Genomic DNA, 17,907 nt, shown 5'->3' with positions numbered 1-17,907 from the left:
CGATGTTACCTGCCCGTCACTTCACGCCCCGGGCCTTGTCCGGGGCGCGTCGGGGCGGGGTCCGGATGACGGGACGCGGCGGCCCGCCGTCGTCCGGCACCTCACCATGGTGGGGAACCGGGAACACCACCGGACCGGCCCGCGTTGGGTCGTTCGTCCCATGACGCCGAGCCCGCCCACGCAGGGCACGGCGTGCCCCAGACCGAGGAGCTGAAGTGAGCATCCCTGCACTCGTGGAGCCGGCGGCCGAGCTGACGATCGACGAGGTCCGTCGCTACAGCCGTCACCTGATCATCCCCGACGTCGGCATGACCGGCCAGAAGCGCATGAAGAACGCCAAGGTGCTCGTCATCGGCGCGGGCGGCCTCGGCAGCCCGGCGCTGCTGTACCTGGCCGCGGCCGGCGTCGGCACCATCGGCATCGCCGAGTTCGACGAGGTCGACGAGTCGAACCTGCAGCGCCAGATCATCCACGGCCAGTCCGACGTGGGTAAGTCCAAGGCCGTCTCCGCCAAGGAGTCGATCCTCGAGGCGAACCCCTACGTGAACGTCGTCCTGCACGACGAGCGCCTGGACAACGACAACGTCTACCGCGTGTTCGAGGGCTACGACCTCATCGTCGACGGCACCGACAACTTCGCGACGCGCTACATGGTCAACGACGCCGCGTACTTCCTCGGCATCCCGTACGTGTGGGGCTCGATCTACCGCTTCGACGGCCAGGCCTCCGTGTTCGCGCCCAAGCAGGCCGAGAACGCGCCCTGCTACCGCTGCCTCTACCCCGAGCCGCCGCCGCCGGGCATGGTCCCCTCCTGCGCCGAGGGCGGCGTCCTGGGCGTGCTGTGCGCGTCCATCGGCTCCATCCAGGTCAACGAGGCGATCAAGCTCATCACCGGCATCGGCGACCCCGCCGTCGGCGAGCTCGTCATCTACGACGCCCTCGAGCTGTCGTGGCGCAAGCTCAAGGTCCGCAAGGACCCCAACTGCGCGCTGTGCGGCGAGAACCCGACCGTCACCGGCCTCATCGACTACGAGACCTTCTGCGGTGCGATCTCCGACGAGGCCGCCGACGCCGCCGCCGGCTCCACCATCTCGGTGACCGCGCTGGAGGGCATGCTCAAGGAGCGCGAGGAGGGCACCCGCGACTTCGTCCTCGTCGACGTCCGCGAGCCCAACGAGTACGAGATCAACCAGATCCCCGGCTCCGTGCTGATCCCCAAGGGCGAGTTCCTCAACGGCAACGCGCTCTCCGAGCTGCCCGGCGTCGACTCCGGCAAGCAGGTCGTCCTGCACTGCAAGTCGGGCGTGCGCTCCGCGGAGGCCCTCGCGGTGCTCAAGGGCGCCGGCTACGACGACGCCGTGCACGTCGGCGGCGGCGTGGTCGCCTGGGTGAACCAGATCGACCCCTCGCAGCCCTCCTACTGAGGCGCAGCACCACTACCGGCGAGGCCCGTCCGAGCACTGCTCGGACGGGCCTCGCCGCGTCCCGGGGAGGTTCCCGCGCGGGGTGCGGTGCACCCGAGAGCGTGACCTGCGCCGCACCGGCTCGTTGAGCGCTGCACGAGGGGGCGTGACTCGGAAGCGCCCCCGCGAGCGCAGGAGCGCCTCCATGAGCAGCACCCGCACGACCACCACCACCCGCACCACCGCCGGCACCGGGACCCACCGGACGCAGCGGGCCCTCGGGCTCGCGGCCGCCGCCGTCCTCGCCACCGCCGCCACGGTGGGCGCCGGCCTCGCCGGGGCCCAGGGCGCCGACGCGGCCGAGCCGGTCGCCTGGGCCCCCGCGCAGGACGCCACCATCACCCCCGGCGTGCAGATGTACACCGACGGTGCGCAGTGCACCGCGAACTTCGTCTACACCGACTCCTCGGGGGCGGTCTACGTCGGCTACGCCGCCCACTGCGCCGGGCTGGGGGAGTCGACGGACACCACCGGCTGCGGCACGGGCTCGCTGCCGCTCGGCACGCCCGTGGAGTTCGTCGAGGGCGGGTCGCTGCTCACCGCCGGCACCACCCTCGGCACCGGCACGCTGGCCTACTCCTCCTGGCTGACGATGGACGCCGTCGGCGAGACCGACGAGGACACCTGCGCCTACAACGACCTCGCCCTGGTCGAGGTCGACCCGGCCTTCGTCGACGAGGTGAACCCCTCGGTGCCCTTCTTCGGCGGACCCACGGCGCTGGCCACCGACGGCGTGGACGCCGGCGAGACCGTCTCCAGCTACGGCAACAGCTCCCTGCGGGGCGGGCTGAGCGTCCTCTCGCCCAAGACCGGGCTCGCGCTCTCCAGCACCCCCTCCGGCTGGTCGCACACCGTCTACACCGCGACGCCCGGCATCCCCGGCGACTCCGGGTCCGGGATGCTGGACGCCGACGGCGCCGCGCTGGGCACGCTCTCCACGGTGGCCCTCGCGCCCCTGGCGGGCTCCAACGGCGTGGGCGACCTGGCCCACGAGCTGGCCTACGCGCAGGAGCACTCCGGGATCGACGGGCTCGCGCTGGCGCTGGGCACGGAGCCGTTCGCGCCCCTGCTCTGACGCTTCTCCGGCGCCGACGTGGTGCCGCACCGCTCCACCGTGGGCCTCGCCGTGACCGGCGGGGCCCACGGTCGTTGACCAGCCATGACGCTGCTGCCCCGGGACCGTGCCACCGCCCTGGTGGCGCCGCTGGTCGTGCTGCTGGCGACCGGGCTCATGGCCCTCTCGCAGGCGGCCCCGAGCGAGGGCGCCCCGGCGCTCGCGGTCGGCACCACCTCGTCCACCACCGCCGAGCACCGGCGGGTGACCGCCTGGGCGCCGGCCGGCACCGCCACGATCCACCCCGGGGTCCAGCTCTACACGCGCGGTGCGCAGTGCACGGCGAGCTTCGTGCTCACCGACGCCCGTGGCGGCGTCTACCTGGGCTACGCGGCCCACTGCGCCGCCGGCGGGGAGTCCACCGACCTCGACGGGTGCCGCACCGGCGGCTTCGCCCGCGGGACGCGGGTGCGCGTGGCCACGGGCGGCTCCGTGGTCGACGGCGGCACCACCCTGGCCCGGGGACGGCTGGCCTGGTCACCTGGCGCGCGATGCAGCGCGCGGGCACCACGGGCCCGGCCTGCACGGGCAACGACCTCGCCCTGGTGCGGCTGCCCCGCCGCGTCCACGACCTGGTCAACCCGTCGGTGCCCGTGTGGGGCGGCCCCACGGGTCTCGGCGACGGCCTCGCCGCCGGCGAGACCGTCCTCGGCTACGGCGCCTCCTCCCTGCGCGCCGGTGAGAACGTCCTCTCGCCCCGGGCCGGCACTGTGCTCCCGGCGGACGAGTCCGCCCGCGGCTGGACCCACGAGGTCCTCACGCTCACGCCCGGAGTGCCGGGCGACTCCGGCTCGGGTCTGCTCGACGCCCGCGGCCGGGCGGTCGGCACCCTCTCGACCCTGACCCTGCTGCCCGTGCCCGGCAGCAACGGCGTCTCCGACCTGCGGCGCGCGCTCGACTTCGCCCGCCGCCACGGGGCCCCGCGCGGCCTGCGGGTCGCCGTCGGCACGGAACCGTTCACCGGGCCCTCCACGGGCCTCTCCACGGGGCAGGCCCCCACGTCCTAGGCTCGGGCGCGTGCACCACCCGGAGGACTACGTCGAGGACGTGCTGAGCGCCGTCGAGCAGGTGCCCGCGGGCAGGGTCACCACGTACGGGGCCATCGCCGACGCCGTCGGCCGGTACGGGCCCCGCCGCGTCGGCAACGTGATGGCCGAGCACGGGGGCGCGGTGTGCTGGTGGCGCGTGGTCCGGGCGGACGGCGGCCTCCCACCCAGCCACGGCGAGGAGGCCCGCGCCGCCTACCTGGCCGAGGGCACGCCGCTGCGACCCAGCGGCAAGGTCGACCTCCGGCTCGCCTTCCACCAGCCGCTCGGTACCCCACCGGCGGCACCGTCAGGCATGCCCGGGCAGGGCTGAGACACTCCGGGATAACGGCACGCGGACCGGACCGGACCGGCAGGATGGTGCCGTGAGCACCGCCGCCCGCCTCGCGAGCCTCCTCGCACACGCGAGCGAGGCGCTGCGCAGCGCCTACGAGGAGGTCCCCTGGGCCGACGGGCCCCTCGGCGAGCCCGCGACCTGGCCGGACACGCTGGTGGACTCCCTCTCCGTCGTCCTCGGGACGCGCTTCCCGGCGTCCCTGTGCTGGGGCCCGGACCTCGTGCTCCTCTACAACGAGTCCTACGCGGCGATGATCGGCGCGGCCCACCCCGGCTCGCTCGGCCGGCCCTACGCCGACACGTTCTCGAGCGCCTGGGACGAGGTCGGCCCGCTGGTGCGGCACGCCGCCGAGGGTCGCGGGTCCACCTGGTCCGAGGACGCGCTGGTGCTGCTCCAGCGCGCCGGCTACGTCGAGCAGTGCTGGTTCACCTTCTCCTGCTCCCCGGTCCGGGGCGCGGACGGCGGCGTGGCCGGCGTCCTCGTGGTCGCCAGCGAGACCACCGCGACCGTCCTCGCCCGCCGCCGCTCCCAGGCGCTGGCCCGGCTCGACCGCGACCTCGGCGACGTCCGCGACGAGCGCGCGCTGCTACGTCGGGTGGTCGGCGACCTGCGCGCCCACGCCGGCGAGGACCTGGTCGAGGTCGGCGTCGCGGACGGCCGCGCGCCCGACATCGGCCTCACCATCGACCCGGGCCAGCACGCCGGCGACGACCGGGGCCCACGGGCGCGTATCGACCTGCCGGTGCAGCACCCCAGCGCGGCGCCGCGGCACCTCGTGGTGCGGCTCAACCCGCACCTGCGCTTCGACGACGAGTACCGCACCTTCGTCGCCTCGGTGGCCACGACGGTGGCCCGGGCGCTCGACGTCGTCGTCGTCCGTGACTCCCAGCAGCGTCTCTCCGAGGCGCTCCAGCGCAGCCTGCTGACCCAGCCGCACGTCGAGCCCGAGGTGGACGTGGCGGTGCGCTACGAGCCGGCCGCGCTGGAGTCCGCCGTGGGCGGCGACTGGTACGACGCCTTCAGCCTGCCCGACGGCGCCGTGGCCGTCGTCGTCGGTGACGTGGCCGGCCACGACCAGCACGCCGCCGCGGTGATGGGGCAGCTGCGCAACCTCGTCCGCGGCGTCGCCTACGCCGGCGACGCCTGGCTCCCGAGCCAGGTCCTGGGCGACGTCGACCGCGCCATGGAGGGCCTCGGCGTCCCCGCGCTGGCGACCGCGGTCGTGGGCGTCCTGGAGGAGCAGGGGCCCGACGGCTACCTGCTGCACTGGTGCAACGCGGGGCACCCGCCGCCGGTGCTGCGCCGGGTGGACGGCAGCGTGGAGGTGCTCGACGAGCCCGCCGACGTCCTCCTCGGCGTCGACGGCACGCCCCGCCGCCGCGACCACCGCGCCGTGCTCGCGCCCGGTGACCTCGTGCTGCTCTACACCGACGGGCTCGTGGAGCGGCGCGACCGCGGCATCGACGAGGGCGTGACGTGGCTGGCCGAGGCCGTCGCCGCCGGCGCGCACGAGCCCCCGGACGCGCTGTGCACCCGGCTGCTGGGCCTGGTCGACGGCCACGAGGACGACGTGGTGCTGCTCGCCGTCCGTCCGCGCCCGGTCTGAGCCCCGGCCCCGGTCGCCGCTCGACCGCACCCCCGACCACCGCCCGGGCACCACCCGGGCAGGGGTGTGCACAGCCTGTGGATGAAGGTGTGGACGAACCTGTGGGCGACAGCCCCAGGGTGTGGACGACGACCCCCGACCTGTGCACTCCGGGCGGCCCACGTCGCCCTGAGTGGGGACGTGTCGGCACCCGGTGCCCCCTGACCGACCGGTAACCACCAGGATGGTGTCCCGTGAACCACGAGCGAGCCGACGAGGGCCACGACCGGCTCTACCGCAGCCTGCACGCCGTCGTCCCGCCCCTGGCGCGTGGCATCTGGCGGCCCCGGGTCGAGGGGCTGGAGAACGTGCCGCGCAGCGGCCCGGTCGTGCTGGCCAGCAATCACCTCAGCTTCGTGGACTCGGTGGTCATCCCGTGCGTGGTGCCGCGCAAGGTGGTCTTCCTCGCGAAGTCCGACTACTTCACCGGCACCGGCCTCTCGGGCGGGCTGAGCCGCGCCTGGTTCGCCGGCCTCGGCATGCTCCCCGTCGACCGCGACGACCCGCGCTCGGCGCTGACCAGCCTCGACACGGCGCTCGAGGTGCTGGCCCGGGGCGAGGCGTTCGGGCTCTACCCCGAGGGCACCCGCTCCCGCGACGGCCGGCTCTACCGCGGCCGCACCGGCGTCGCCCACCTGGCGCTGACGGCCGGGGTGCCCGTGGTGCCCGTGGGCCTGGTCGGCACCGAGAAGATCCAGCCGGTCGGCGCGAACCTGCCGCGGCTGGCCAGGATCACCGTGCGCTTCGGCACCGCGATCGAGCCGGGGGACCGGTTCGCAGGCCTGCCCCTGGGCAAGGCACGGCGGCTGCTCACCGACGAGGTGATGGCCGCGATCGGCGGGCTCACCGGCCAGGAGCAGGCGGGCGTCTACAACGAGCGCCCCTCCACGACCTGAGGCTCAGCTGCTGGAGGGCTGCGGCAGCTGGGGGATGAGCCAGGACAGGAACGCGTCCTGGCTGCGGGTCTGGAGGTAGACCCGGCCGGGGCCGACGAAGTCGGTCACCAGCCCCTCGCCGGAGAACAGCGTCGACTTCCAGCCGCCGACCTTGCGCACCCCGTACTGCATCCCCTCGCTCCAGGCGACGAGGTGCCCGGTGTCGAAGGTGTAGGTCTGCCCCGGCTGCAGGTCCACGTGGTGGATCGCGCCGTAGGAGGAGAGCACCACGGTGCCCCGGCCGGTCACCCGGAGCAGGAACAGCCCCTCCCGGCTGAAGAACGTGCGCGCGCCGCCCCACGAGGTGTCCACGTCCACGTCGGCGGACGACGCGACGTAGCAGCCCGAGGTGACCAGGAGGGGGTGCTCGAGCTCCCACGACACCATGTCGCCCGGCAGGGCGGGGGCGACCCACAGCTCGGCGCCGGACGCCTGCGCGGTGAAGGTGTTGACGTAGAACGACTCCCCGCCGAGCAGGCTGCGCCGCAGCCCCTTGAGCAGGCCGCCCTGCGTGGAGGTCTCGATCTCCACCCCGGACATCGCGACCATGGCTCCGGCCTCGGCCTTCACCCGCTCACCGGCCTCCAGGACGAGGCGGGCGGCGGCGTACGCGGGGCGATACAGGATCTCGGTCTGCACCCTCGTCATCATGGCCGCATGAGCGACGCGACGCACCCCCTGGTCCGGACCCTCGGGCTGGTCCGGCACCCCGAGGGCGGGTGGTACCGGCGGACCTGGGTCAGCCCCGTGACGGTGACCCTGCCCGACGGCCGTACCCGCCCCACCGCCACGCTCATCTGGTTCCTGCTGCCGGCCGGCGAGTCCTCGGCCTGGCACCGCGTCGCCAGCGACGAGACCTGGCTGGCGCACACGGGCCGCGTCGTGCTCCGGCTCGGCGGGCAGGGCCCGGTGCCCGTCGAGGGGCCCGCGCTCACGATCGGCACGGACGTCGCCGCCGGCGAGCACGGCCAGGCGCTGGTGCCCGCCGGCACCTGGCAGCGCACCGTCACCTCGCCCGAGCACGCGCTGGTCTCCTGCCTGGTCTCGCCGGGCTTCGACTTCGACGACTTCGAGCTGGCCGAGGAGGCCGGACCCTCAGTCGGCTGAGCCCCGGCCCTGGCACCAGCCCCACTCCATCTCCTCCACGACGGCGTCGCGCAGCGGCCGCCCGGCCAGGGTCTCGACCACGTGCAGCGAGAGGTCGATGCCGGCCGAGATGCCGCCCGAGCACCAGACGGTCTCGTCGGTGCGCACGAAGCGCCGGCCGGTGACGACCTCGGCGGTCGGCTCCAGCGCCGCCAGCTCGGTGAGCGCGGTGTGGTGGGTCAGGGCGGGTCGCCCGGCGAGCAGCCCCGCGGACGCGAGGAGCAGCGCGCCGGTGCACACGCTCAGCAGCGCCTCGCAGGTGGCGGCCCGCTCGCGCAGGAACGCGGCCAGCGCCTCGTCGCCGAGCAGCGGTCGGGTGCCGGCGCCGCCGGGCACGACGAGCAGGTCGGTCCCGGGGAGGGTCTCGATCGTGTGGTCGGGGACGACGGTGAAGCCGCCGCGGCCCGCCACCGGACCGGGCCGCAGCCCCACGGAGACGACCTCGAAGCCGGGGGCGCCGACCCCCGCGGCCAGCTCGCCGGCGACGTGGAAGACCTCGTAGGGGCCGGCGTGGTCCAGGACCTCCATGTCCGGGAAGGCCAGGATCGCGACGCGTCGGGTGCTCATGGCCCCGATGCTGCTCGCCGGGCGGCGTCCTCGGGAGGCCTCGCCGCGGGGTCGGCAGGATGTCGTGGCAGGTCGGCAGGAACACCGCCCCGCCTCGTCCGTGGCGCCGTCGTCCTCGTCAGGTGGTGAGGCCGGGCACCCCCGCCTCGACGACGTAGGTGGCGGCCACCGACGGCTCCGCTCCGCGGCGCTCGACGAAGGGCAGGGTGACGAAGTCGGCGGTGAGGACGTCGGGCGTCAGCCGGGCGCGGACCCAGCCGCGCCGGTTCGACGCCCACAGCAGGTGCGGGTTGGCGGCGAGCTCGGCGGCACCGCCCCTCGGTAGGTCGGAGCCGTCGCCGCCGGAGGTGATCGACGTGGTCACCAGCTCCGCGGCCACGGGCGCGGCGTCGGGGGCGTCGTAGTCGGTGAGCACCTGGGCCGCGTAGTGGCGGTGCACGTCCCCGGTGAGGACGACGGGGTTCTCGGCCAGCCCGAGCAGGCCGGTGACCCGGTCGCGGTCGGCCGGGTAGCCGTCCCAGGAGTCCATGACGAGCTCGAGGTCGTCGCCGGGGTCGGTGTCGCGGCGGGCGAAGGGCACCTGCTGGCCGAGCAGGTCCCAGCGGGCGCGCGAGCCCCGCAGGCCGGCCTCCAGCCAGGTCTCCTGACCCGGGCCGAGCATCGTCCGCCCCGGCTCCAGCGCCGCCGTGCAGCCGACGCGCTTGAGGTCGCGGCAGGCCTGGTCGTCGCGGTAGGAGCGGGTGTCCATCAGGTGCAGGGCGAGCAGGTCGCCCCAGTGCTGGCGGCGGTAGATGCGGGCGTCGAGGCCGCGGGGGCGCCGGCCACGACGCAGCGGCAGGTGCTCCCAGTAGGCGCGGAAGGCCGCCGCCCGCCGCTGCTCGAAGTCGGGCTGGGGCCACTCCAGCTCCTCCGGCGTGCCGGCGGCCCAGTTGTTGTCGACCTCGTGGTCGTCCCACACCACCACCATCGGCGCCGCGGCCTGCAGGGCCTGGAGGTCGGGGTCGAGCTTGTACTGCGCGTGCCGGCGTCGGTAGCCGGCCAGGTCGCGCGCCTCAGGCCCCGCGTGGTCGCGCACCCGACCGCCTAGCCCGACGGGCGGCAGGTCGTACCCGCCGGCCTCGTACTCGTAGAGGTAGTCACCGAGGTGCACCACCAGGTCCGGGGCGTCCTCGGCGATGCGCCGGTAGGCCGTGAAGTACCCGTGCTCCAGCTGCGCGCACGAGGCGATCGCCAGGTCCACGGACGTCGGGGAGGAACCGCGCGCGGGGGCCGTGCGGGTGCGGCCGACCGGCGAGAGGTGCAGCCCGGTGCGGAACCGGTAGAAGTACTCACGCCCCGGCCGCAGGCCCTGCGGCTCGACGTGCACCGCGTGCGCGTCCCGCGGGCGGGCAACCGTCCGGCCGCGCGCGACGACCCGCCGGAAGCGCTCGTCCTCGGCGACCTCCCAGCGCACCAGCACCTCGACCCCGGGCATGCCGCCGCGCCCGTCCTCGGCGAGCGGGTCCGGGGCCAGCCGGGTCCACAGCACGACGGAGTCGGGGGACGGCTCGCCGCTGGCCACGCCCAGGGTGAACGGCTCGCGCCGGGCCGCCGCGCCGGCCAGGTCGGCCAGGGGTGGTGCGGCCGCGACCAGGACCACGGAGGAGAGGCCGGTGCCGACCACGGCGCGGCGGGTGACGGGGAGGTCCTCGACCCGGGGGAGGCCGCGGCGCTGGGGGCGCATGCCCCGCACGCTGCCGCGCCGCGGCCACGCCCGGGTGGCGTGCGCGTGGCGGAGCGCCACGTCGAGGTGAACGCCCGGTGCCGCGGGCTGTCGGCGCCGGGTGGTCTGATGTGGGTCATGACCGCTGCTGCCGACCACCGACCCGCCCGCGCGGGGCAGGCGGGCCCCGCCTACCGGCTGGCGCCGCCGCCGTCCGCGGGCCGTCCGCCGGTGCTGGACGCGGACCAGCAGCGCGTCGTCGACCACCCCGGCGGCCCGATGCTGGTGCTGGCGGGGCCGGGCACGGGCAAGACCACGACGCTGGTGGAGGCCATCGCCCGCCGTGTGGAGGACGGCGCCCGCCCCGACCAGGTGCTGGCGCTGACGTTCTCCCGCAAGGCCGCCGAGCAGCTGCGCGACCGGGTGACGGCCCGCCTCGGGCGGACGATGGCGACGCCGCTGTCGATGACGTTCCACTCCTTCGCCTACGCCCTCATCCGCGAGCTCTCCCCGGCCGAGCTCTACGAGTCCCCGCTGCGGCTGCTCTCGGCGCCGGAGTCCGACGTCGTGCTGCGCGAGCTGCTGGCGGACACCCCGGAGTCCGTGGCCTGGCCCGAGGACCTGACGCGGGCCCTCGGCACCCGGGGGTTCGCCCGCGAGGTGCACGCCGTCCTCTCCCGCGCCCGGGAGAAGGGCCTGGAGGGCGAGGCGCTGGCCGAGCTGGGGCGTCGAGAGGGCGAGCCGGCGCTGGTGGCGGCGGGCCTCTTCCTGGACCAGTACCTCACCGTGCTCGACGCCCAGGGCGCCACCGACCACCCCGACCTCATCCGCCGCGCGACCCTCGAGGCGGAGGCGCACCGCGGCATGCTCCGCGAGCGCATCCGGCACGTCTTCGTCGACGAGTACCAGGACACCGACCCGGGGCAGGTCGCGCTGCTGCGTGCCCTGGCCGGCGACGGCCGCGACCTGGTCGTCGTGGGTGACCCCCACCAGTCGATCTACGGCTTCCGCGGCGCCGAGGTGCGCGGCATCCTCGAGTTCCCCACCGCGTTCCCGCGGGCCGACGGACGGGCGGCCGAGGTCGTCGCGCTGCGCAGCACCCGCCGCTTCGGCCCGCGGCTTCTCGCCGCCTCCCAGCGCGTGGCCGGACGCCTCGGCCTGCCCGGCACCATCGACGAGGGCGCCCGCGAGGCGTTCCTCGCGCCCCGCGCCCTCACCGCCGCGGAGGGCGGTGCCCGCGACGAGGGCCGCGTCCAGGTCCGCACGTTCGACACCGACCGCGCCGAGGCCGAGAACCTGGCCGACCTGCTGCGGCGCGCCCACCTGGAGCGCGGCGTCTCCTGGGACGACATGGCCGTGCTGGTCCGCTCCGGGCGCACCACGATCCCGCCGCTGCGGCGGGCGCTGGCCGCGGCCGGGGTGCCGGTGGAGGTCGGCAGCGACGAGGTCCCGCTGGTGCGGGACCCCGCCGTCCTGCCGCTCGTCGACGCGCTGCGCGCGGTCGTCCACCTCGACACCCCCGCCGCGCCCGAGGGCGAGCCCGAGGACCTGGACCACGTCGGCCCCGCCCGCGCGGAGGCGCTGCTGACCGGCCCGCTGGGCGGCCTGGACGCCGGCGAGGTGCGGAGGCTGGCCCGACGGCTGCGCGCCCGGGAGAAGGAGCTGGCCCACGAGCAGGAGCGCACCCCGCGACCCTCGCGGGAGCTGGTGCGCGAGCTCGTCGTGGACGCCGGCTTCGCCGAGGCGCACCTGGGCGTGCTGCCGGCACCGGAGGACGCCCCCGAGCTGGCACGGGCGCTCGCGGTGACCCGGCTGCTCGCCGCCACCCGCGCGCGGCTGGACGACGGGGACACCGCCGAGGAGCTGCTGTGGGACCTGTGGTCCGGCACCGGCTGGCCGGCCCGGCTGCGTCGCGCCGTCGAGGCGGGCGGTGCCGCGGCCCGTCGTGCCCACCGCGACCTCGACTCCGTGTGCGCCCTGTTCGAGGTCGCCGCGCGTGCCGGCGAGCAGCGCGACCACCTGGGGGTCTCGTCGTTCCTCTCCACGCTGGTGGCCCAGCAGATCCCGGGCGACACCCTGGCCGACCGCGGCACCCGGGGCGCGGCCGTGCGACTGCTGACGGCCCACCGGTCCAAGGGCCTGGAGTGGGACCTCGTGGTCGTCGCGCACGTGCAGGCCGAGGGCTGGCCCGACCTGCGCCGCCGGTCCACGCTCCTCCAGGCCGACCGGATCGGCCAGGGGCGCACCGGCCCCGGCGGGGCGCTCGGCGAGCTGGTGCCGCCGACCTCCGCGCGCGAGCTGCTCGCCGAGGAGCGGCGCCTGTTCTACGTGGCCTGCACGCGCGCCCGCAGCCGCCTGGTCGTCACCGCCGTCCGCAGCCCCGAGGACGAGGGGGAGCAACCCTCCCGGTTCCTCGAGGAGCTGGGCCTGGAGGTCGAGCACGTGGTCGGGCGCCCCCGGCGGCCCCTGTCCATGGACGGCCTCGTGGCCGAGCTGCGGCGGACCCTCGCCGATCCCGAGCAGCCCGAGGGGCTGCGGCGGGCGGCCGCACGACGCCTCGCGCGGCTCTCCGGTGAGCTGGTGGGCTCCTCGACCGAGCCCGGCGCCAGGCGTCTCGTGCCGCAGGCGCACCCGTCGTCCTGGTGGGGCACCCGGGCGGCGAGCGTCGCGCCGGAGCCGGTGCGCCCGGCCGACGAGCCGGTGCCGCTGAGCGCGTCGGTGCTGGAGGCGCTCGGCGTCTGCCCCATGCAGTGGTTCCTGGCGCAGGAGGCCGGCGGCGTGGTCCGGGCCCACCAGTCCGCGAACCTGGGCCAGATCGTGCACGCCCTGGCCGAGAAGGTGGCGGCGGGCGAGATCGAGGCCGGCCCCGACGACGTGGACGTGCTCATGGGCCACGTCGACGAGGTGTGGGGGCGGCTGGAGTTCCGCACCCCCTGGTCGGCCCAGCGCGAGTACGCCCGCATCCGCCACGCCTGCGCCAAGTTCCTGACCTGGCACCACGCAGGCGGGCGACGCCTGGTGGGCACCGAGGCGCGCTTCGGCACCGTGCTCGACCTGGACGACGGCGAGCAGGTGCGGCTGCACGGCTACGCCGACCGGGTGGAGCTGGACGCCCAGGGCGGTGTCGTGGTGGTGGATCTCAAGACCGGACGCTCCAAGCCGTCGAACAAGTCGGTCGAGCAGCACCTCCAGCTGGGGGTCTACCAGCTGGCGGTCGACGAGGGTGCGGTCGACGGTCTCGTCGGGGCCCCGGCACGGGCCGGCGGTGCGGAGCTGGTGCAGCTGGGGCTGGAGGACAGCGAGACCGCCGTCGTCCAGGCCCAGGAGGCGCCCGACCCCGACGGCCCGTTCCGGGCCGAGCTGGGCACCCGCCTCCGGCGTGCGGCGGTCATGCTCCGGCAGGAGTCGTTCCCGGCGATCGCGGGCCAGCACTGCCGCGACTGTCCCTTCGTGCCCCTGTGCCCGATCAAGTCCGCGGGAGCGGTGGTGACCCAGTGAGCGACCCGACGGACCACGAGCACCACGAGACCGACGACGGGCTCTTCGCCCTCCCCGACCTCGAGGCGGAGCAGCCGGCACGGCCGCGTCACCGGCTGGAGACGCCGGAGGACCTCCAGCGGCTGATGGGCACGAAGTTCGCCCCGAGCCCGGAGCAGTGGGCCGCGATCTCGGCGCCGCTGGAGCCGGCGGTGGTCGTGGCCGGCGCGGGCTCGGGCAAGACGACGCTCATGGCCGCCCGCGTGGTCTACCTGGTGGCGACCGGGCAGGTGCGGCCCGAGCAGGTGCTCGGTCTCACCTTCACCACCAAGGCCGCCAGCGAGCTGCGGCAGCGGGTGCGCACGGCTCTGGCGGAGGCCGGCCTGCTCAGCGAGCCCGCCCGCCCGGTGCCCGGCGCCGGGGAGGAGGTCGAGGAGGTCCTGGAGCCGAGCGTCCTGACCTACAACGCCTACGCGGCCAACCTGCTCACCGAGCACGGGCTGCGGATCGGGCACGAGCCCGACACCCGGGTGATCACCGACGCGGCCCGCTACCAGCTGGGCGCCCGGGTGGTGGCCGGCTGGACGGGCGAGGTCGAGCGGCTCTCCGACCACCCGCCGACGGTGATCCAGCAGCTGCTGGCGCTGGACGGTGCGATGAGCGAGCACCTCGTCGGCCCCGACGACGTGCTCGCCACCGACGCCGAGGCCCGGGCCGGGTTCGGTCGCGCCGTCCTCGAGGAGGAGGCGGGCAAGCACCGCAAGACCCACCTCGACGCGCTGCGCACCAGCATCGACGTGCTGGACCGGCGCGCGGAGCTGCTCGGCCTCGTCGGGGGCTACCGGCGGCTCAAGCGCGAGCTCGGGCTGATGGACTTCTCCGACCAGATCGAGCTGGCCGCGCGGCTGGCCGACCAGCAGCCGGCGGTGGGCGAGGCCCAGCGGTCCCAGTACCGGGTGGTGCTGCTGGACGAGTACCAGGACACCTCGGTGGCGCAGGCGCTGTTCCTGGCCCGGCTGTTCTCGGGCCCCGAGGGCGCCGGCCGCGGGCACGCGGTCACGGCCGTGGGCGACCCGAACCAGGCGATCTACGGCTGGCGCGGGGCGTCGGTCTCCAACATCCTCACCTTCGCCGACTCCTTCCCGGCAGCCGAGGGCGGGCAGGTCGGGCTCTACCACCTCACGGTGAACCGGCGCTCGCGGGCGCGCATCCTCGAGGTCGCCAACACCCTGGCCGGGCCGCTGCTGGAGAAGTACCGCGACGTCCAGCCCCTGCGGGCGCCCGAGGACGCCCCGGCCGGCACCGTGCGGGTGGCGGTGCACGAGACCCACGCCGACGAGCTGCTCGCGTTGGCCGGTGAGGTGCGCGGTGCCCACGACGCGGGCACCCCCTGGGCCAAGATCGGCGTGCTGACCCGGGACAACGCGCACGCCGCGGACGTCTTCGACGCGCTCGGGCAGGCCGGGGTGCCGGTCGAGATCGTCGGCCTCTCCGGCCTGCTACGGCTGCCGGAGGTGGCCGAGGTGGTGGCGGTGCTGCACCTGCTGGACGACGTCACCGCCAACGAGTCGCTGGTGACGCTGCTCTCGGGTGCGCGCTGGGCGATCGGTCCGCGCGACCTGCGGCTGCTGTTCAACCGGGCCCAGGAGATCGCCGGCAGCCGGCACCGGGTGGAGCACGCGGACGTGCGCGAGGCGCTGGTGGCGATCGCGGACGGGGTCGACCCGGCCGAGGTGCCGAGCCTCGACGACGCGCTCGCCGACCCCGGCGACCTGCCCTACTCGCCGCAGGCGCGCGAGCGCTTCGGGCTGCTGGCCGCCGAGCTGCGGTTCCTGCGCACGCTGGTGGGGGAGCCGCTGCTGGACGTGGTCCGCCGCATCATCGACACCACCGGTGCCGACGTGGAGCTGGCCTCCGCGGTCAGCCCCGCGGCGCCGGCCCGACGCGACAACCTGGACCTGTTCGTCCGCGCGGTCGCGGACTTCCAGGCCGTCGACGGCGCGGTGACGCTGGCGGCGCTGCTGGCCTACCTCACCGCCGAGGACGACCAGGGCAACGGCCTGGACGTCGCGACGCCCACCGAGGCGGACTCGGTGAAGCTGCTGACGGTCCACCGCTCCAAGGGCCTGGAGTGGGACGCGGTGTTCCTCGTCGGCGTCTGCGACACCCGGTTCCCCAGCAACCGGTCCCGGACGCTGTGGACCTCCTCGCCCGCGGTGCTCCCGGCCCCGCTGCGCGGCGACGCCGCCGACCTGCCCCAGCTGAGGGGCTGGGACAAGGCCGCCCTCGACGCCTACCGCAAGGAGACCAAGGCCAACGACGCCGAGGAGGAGCTGCGGCTCGGCTACGTCGCCGTCACCCGCGCCGCGCACCTGCTCGAGGTCTCCAGCTACTGCTGGAGCGAGCGGAAGACGCCGTTCGGGCCGTCGTCCTACCAGCAGACCGTGCGGGAGGTGATCGAGTCCTGGGGCGAGGAGGTGCCGACCTGGCGGGACAAGCCCGACAAGGACGACCCCAACCCCTACGACGCGGTCGACCCCTCGCGGCCCTGGCCGGTGACGGTCGCCGGGCGCGAGACCCGGCTGCGCCTGGAGGCGGCGCGCCGCGTCGTTGAGGCGGAGCCGGCCGAGCCGGACGACGACCTGGACATGGTCGAGGCCGCCGTCGTCGCCGAGTGGGACGCGGAGGTGGAGCGGCTGCTCGCGGAGGCCCGCCGTGACCGGGCCGACGTGATCGAGGTGCCACGCCCCTCCAGCCTCTCAGCCACCTCGGTCGCGCGGCTGCGCGACGACCCCGAGTCCTTCGCCCGCGACCTCGCCCGGCCGATGCCGCGCCCCCCGGCGCCGGCTGCCCGGTTCGGCACCCGGTTCCACGCGTGGGTCGAGGCGCGCTTCGGCCAGCAGGGCCTCTTCGAGGACGAGGACCTCCCGGGGCAGGGCGACGCGGGGATCGAGGACGACGCCGACCTGGCCGAGCTCACCCGCGCCTTCGAGGAGGGGCCGTTCGGCAGCAGGGTGCCGCACCGGGTGGAGGCGCCGTTCGCGCTCGTGCTCGACGGCCAGGTGGTGCGCGGCCGGATCGACGCGGTCTACCGCGAGCCCGACGGGTCGTTCCTGGTCGTGGACTGGAAGACCAGTCGCCGAGCCGACTCCGACCCCCTCCAGCTGGCGCTGTACCGCCTCGCCTGGGCCGAGCTCGAGGGCTTGGACCCCGACGAGGTGCGGTGCGGGTTCTACTACGTGCGCAGCGGCAGCCTGGTCGAGCCGCGACGGCTGCCGGACCGGGAGGAGATCACCGCGCTGCTGCGCCCGTGACGGCCGCACCTGCGGGGTCTGCGGATGCCGGCCCGACGGCCTCCCCGCGGAGGGCACGGCGCACGCCGAGGGCGGCGAAGCGGCCGGCCTTCTGCGCGCCGATGGTGCTGGCCGAGGGGCCGTAGCCGACCAGCTGCACCCGCGGGTCGGCGACCGCGGTGGTGCCGTGGCGGTCCAGCTGGACACCGCCGGCGGCGCTGCGCAGCCGCAGGGGAGCGAGGTGGCCGATCGCGGGGCGGAACCCGGTCGCCCACAGGATCGCGTCGACGGGCTCGACGGAGCCGTCGGCGAACCGGACCCCGTGCGGCTCCACGGAGGAGAACACCGGCCGCGGGTCCGCGTAGGCACCGAGCGCCTCAGCGGCCCGCTCCTGCTCGCGCAGCACGAGCCCGGTCACGCTCACCACGCTGGCGGGCGGCAGGCCGCGTCGCACCCGGTCCTCCACGAGCGCCACGGCCTCGCGGCCGGCCTCGGGGGTGAAGTCATCGGTGCGCCACACGGGCGGCCGGCGCGTCACCCAGAGGGTGTCGGTGACCAGCGCGACCTCGCCCAGGAGCTGCACGGCGCTCGCCCCGGCTCCCACCACCACGGTGCGCAGACCGCGGAACGCCTCGGCGCCGGGGTAGTCGTGGGTGTGCACCTGGAGGCCCGCGAAGCGCTCCAGACCCGGGTAGTGCGGCACGAACGGCCGGGTCCAGGTACCGGTGGCGTTGACCAGGGTGCGGGTCGTCCACCCGCGCACCCGCCCGTCGGCAGGCGCCGCCGTGACCCGGAGCAGCCCGCCGCCGGCGTCCTCGACCCTCTCCACCCGCACCGGGCGGACGACGGGGAGCCCGTGCCGGGCCTCGTAGGCGGCGAACCGTGCGGGCACCACCTGGTTGGCGCGGCCGGCCGGGTCGGGCGCGGGGGCGTGGTCGTCGGGGAGGTCCGCGACGCCGTGCACGTCGTGCATCGTCAGCGAGTCCCACCGGTGCCGCCAGGCACCGCCCGGTCCCTCGTCGGCGTCGAGCACCACGTGCTCGATGCCGAGCCTGCCCAGGTGGTAGGACGCGGCCAGGCCGGCCTGCCCCGCGCCCACGACCACCGCCGGCCAGGGCTCCGTCCGCTCGTCCACGACCGGTCAACGCACGAGGTGCCGCGCCCTGTTCCGACGAGCGTCGA

General features: G+C 75.7%; 13 protein-coding genes. 9 read left to right on the top strand and 4 right to left on the bottom strand.

From position 1 onward, the window contains the following. The first annotated feature begins 215 nt into the window (after positions 1 to 215). The 6 genes from moeZ (at position 216) to M8330_RS03320 (ending at position 6,501) form a co-directional block, all read left to right on the top strand. A complete protein-coding gene (gene moeZ, locus M8330_RS03345; protein WP_250052895.1) occupies positions 216 to 1,424 on the top strand; it encodes an adenylyltransferase/sulfurtransferase MoeZ in 1,209 nt (402 codons plus the stop codon). A 184-nt stretch (positions 1,425 to 1,608) separates the two neighbouring features. Continuing rightward, entirely contained in the window at positions 1,609 to 2,538 is a 930-nt protein-coding gene (locus M8330_RS03340; RefSeq protein ID WP_250052893.1) for a S1 family serine peptidase, read from the top strand. 530 nt (positions 2,539 to 3,068) lie between these two features. Beyond that, positions 3,069 to 3,584: a S1 family serine peptidase gene (locus tag M8330_RS03335; protein ID WP_250826180.1), complete on the top strand. Its 516-nt coding sequence runs from the start codon at positions 3,069 to 3,071 to the stop codon at positions 3,582 to 3,584. Between the two features lie 10 nt (positions 3,585 to 3,594). Then, positions 3,595 to 3,936: an MGMT family protein gene (locus tag M8330_RS03330; RefSeq protein ID WP_250052889.1), complete on the top strand. Its 342-nt coding sequence runs from the start codon at positions 3,595 to 3,597 to the stop codon at positions 3,934 to 3,936. A gap of 52 nt (positions 3,937 to 3,988) precedes the next feature. Beyond that, positions 3,989 to 5,566, top strand: coding sequence for a PP2C family protein-serine/threonine phosphatase (locus M8330_RS03325; protein ID WP_250826179.1), 1,578 nt, complete (start codon positions 3,989 to 3,991; stop codon positions 5,564 to 5,566). A 233-nt stretch (positions 5,567 to 5,799) separates the two neighbouring features. Then, positions 5,800 to 6,501 (top strand): lysophospholipid acyltransferase family protein, encoded by a 702-nt coding sequence (locus M8330_RS03320; RefSeq protein ID WP_250052885.1) that lies wholly within the window; start codon positions 5,800 to 5,802, stop codon positions 6,499 to 6,501. Positions 6,502 to 6,504: 3 nt separating this feature from the next. Here the strand turns inward: M8330_RS03320 and M8330_RS03315 are convergent, their stop codons facing one another. Beyond that, on the bottom strand, positions 6,505 to 7,179 hold the full coding sequence (locus M8330_RS03315) for a TIGR00266 family protein (protein WP_250052883.1): 675 nt from the start codon (positions 7,177 to 7,179) through the stop codon (positions 6,505 to 6,507). Between the two features lie 18 nt (positions 7,180 to 7,197). On the opposite strand from M8330_RS03315, the gene M8330_RS03310 reads away from it, so the two are divergent. Continuing rightward, the gene (locus M8330_RS03310) at positions 7,198 to 7,647 is read left to right on the top strand and encodes a cupin domain-containing protein (RefSeq protein WP_250052882.1); all 450 of its coding nucleotides are present in this window, start codon (positions 7,198 to 7,200) and stop codon (positions 7,645 to 7,647) included. Here M8330_RS03310 and M8330_RS03305 read toward each other — a convergent pair. Together M8330_RS03305 and M8330_RS03300 are read right to left on the bottom strand one after the other, a co-directional pair. Then, positions 7,636 to 8,253: a DJ-1/PfpI family protein gene (locus M8330_RS03305; protein ID WP_250826178.1), complete on the bottom strand. Its 618-nt coding sequence runs from the start codon at positions 8,251 to 8,253 to the stop codon at positions 7,636 to 7,638. The two genes, M8330_RS03310 and M8330_RS03305, sit on opposite strands and share 12 nt — an antisense overlap. Positions 8,254 to 8,371: 118 nt before the next feature. Continuing rightward, entirely contained in the window at positions 8,372 to 9,976 is a 1,605-nt protein-coding gene (locus M8330_RS03300; RefSeq protein WP_250826177.1) for an alkaline phosphatase D family protein, read from the bottom strand. 117 nt (positions 9,977 to 10,093) lie between these two features. Between M8330_RS03300 and M8330_RS03295 the strand changes: the two genes are divergently transcribed. Beyond that, positions 10,094 to 13,453 carry an ATP-dependent helicase gene (locus M8330_RS03295; protein WP_250826176.1) on the top strand — a complete coding sequence of 1,120 codons (3,360 nt, stop codon included), beginning with the start codon at positions 10,094 to 10,096 and terminating at the stop codon, positions 13,451 to 13,453. Further along, the gene (locus M8330_RS03290) at positions 13,450 to 16,746 is read left to right on the top strand and encodes an ATP-dependent helicase (protein WP_250826175.1); all 3,297 of its coding nucleotides are present in this window, start codon (positions 13,450 to 13,452) and stop codon (positions 16,744 to 16,746) included. Before M8330_RS03295 ends, M8330_RS03290 begins: the two co-directional genes overlap by 4 nt. Here the strand turns inward: M8330_RS03290 and M8330_RS03285 are convergent. Then, complete coding sequence (locus tag M8330_RS03285) at positions 16,724 to 17,860, bottom strand: FAD-dependent oxidoreductase (RefSeq protein ID WP_250826174.1); 1,137 nt, start codon at positions 17,858 to 17,860, stop codon at positions 16,724 to 16,726. The genes M8330_RS03290 and M8330_RS03285 overlap by 23 nt on opposite strands. Between the last annotated feature and the right edge of the window lie 47 nt (positions 17,861 to 17,907).

It is taken from the genome of Nocardioides bruguierae, from assembly GCF_023656415.1.
Lineage (GTDB): Bacteria > Actinomycetota > Actinomycetes > Propionibacteriales > Nocardioidaceae > Nocardioides > Nocardioides bruguierae.
Note: the sequence above shows the minus strand (reverse complement) of the source record. Positions and strands in the feature narration are given on the sequence as shown.